Genomic DNA, 1,549 nt, shown 5'->3' with positions numbered 1-1,549 from the left:
CAATGTCATTTAGTTAAGGCGCAGGGCCAAAAATCAAAAAAAGAGCAGGTTATCGAAAAGATAGCCCGCTCTTTTTTTACGCGAAAAAGAAAAAAAGGACTTGATGAAAGTGTATGGCGAAGCCCCTTGGAAAAACAAGGAGGTTACGCCAATGAATGAGTACGCGGATTTGCTAAAAAAAACGCTGACATCCCTCATACGAGAAATGGCAGCCGCACCAGCACCTTATGTCAAACACCCTGAAAAAGACTTTACTCGAAAGAAAAAGCTGTCCTTTGAAACGGTTATGGAACTCCTGATCTCCATGGGCGGCAACAGCATCTATAAGGAACTCCTGGAATCGCAGGGCTATGATGTAAACACTGCAACCACTTCTGCTTTTGTCCAGCAGCGTAATAAAATCCTGCCGTCTGCTGTGGAATGCTTGTTTCATAAATTTACGCAATCGTATACGGATATCAAGGACTACCGAGGGTATCGATTACTTGCCATTGACGGCTCGGATTTGCATATCGCAACCGACCCTACGGATACGGACACCTACTTTCAAAGTCAGCCGAACACGAAAGGCTTCAACCTTCTGCATTTGAACGCAGCCTATGACCTGTGCAACAGACTTTACGTGGATGCGATTGTTCAGCCACGAAGGTTGTGCAACGAAGGAAGGGCGCTGGCTGCTATGGTCGACCGTTCCCCAATCAAGGGCAAAACCATTGCGATTGCCGATCGAGGTTTTGAAAGTTACAACAATTTCGCGCATCTTGAACGCAAAGGGTGGAACTACGTCATACGGGTAAAGGATGTGAATTCCAGTGGTATTCTTTCGAGCTTGCGTTTGCCCGCTGATGGAGAGTTTGATCGGGACGTTCATCTGATACTTACCAGAAAACAAACCAAAGAGGTCAAGGCGCATCCGGAGATGTACAAGTTCCTCCCGTCCAATTCTACATTTGATTTTTTGGATTTACGCGAGAACTTGTTTTACCCGCTTTCCTTTCGGGTTGTTCGTTTCGTCCTGCCGAGTGGCGATTATGAAACCGTCATTACAAATCTTTCTGCTATTGATTTCCCCCCCGATGATATCAAGTCCATTTATCACATGCGATGGAGCATTGAAACCTCTTTCAGGGCATTAAAATACACCGTCGGCCTGACGAATTTTCATGCAAAGAAGCAGGAGTCCATCACCCAAGAGATTTTCGCAAGAATGATCATGTACAATTTCGCTGAAATGATGACCTCGCACGTCGTCATTTCTCAAATGGATAAACGGCACCCCTACCATGTCAACTTCACGGTTGCCGTTCATGTTTGTAGACGTTTCCTGCGCTCACGAGACGATGAACCCCCGCCCGATGTCGAAGCACTGATTCGCAAAAACATTTTGCCGATTCGACCCATTCGCCCAGGGCAGAAGAATACGCGCAAAATCCGCTGGAAATCAGTCGTTAGCTTCGTCTACAGAGTAGCATAATTCGGTTCACATGAACACTTTTTTAAGCGGATATTCCATCTGCTTTGTTTGCTGTACGCTTTTTCCTTGCTTGCA

The 1,549-nt window shown here is 46.0% G+C and carries 1 protein-coding gene; it reads left to right on the top strand.

Annotation, left to right across the window (positions count from 1 at the left end):
* Positions 1-151 precede the first annotated feature (151 nt).
* The gene (locus ACI1P2_RS31325) at positions 152-1,474 is read left to right on the top strand and encodes an IS4 family transposase (protein WP_355327699.1); all 1,323 of its coding nucleotides are present in this window, start codon (positions 152-154) and stop codon (positions 1,472-1,474) included.
* Positions 1,475-1,549: the final 75 nt, after the last annotated feature.

The organism is Paenibacillus jiangxiensis (assembly GCF_046098255.1).
Taxonomy (GTDB): domain Bacteria; phylum Bacillota; class Bacilli; order Paenibacillales; family Paenibacillaceae; genus Paenibacillus; species Paenibacillus jiagnxiensis.
The sequence above is the reverse complement of the archived record's forward strand: the minus strand, read 5'-3'. Positions and strand labels throughout refer to the sequence as shown.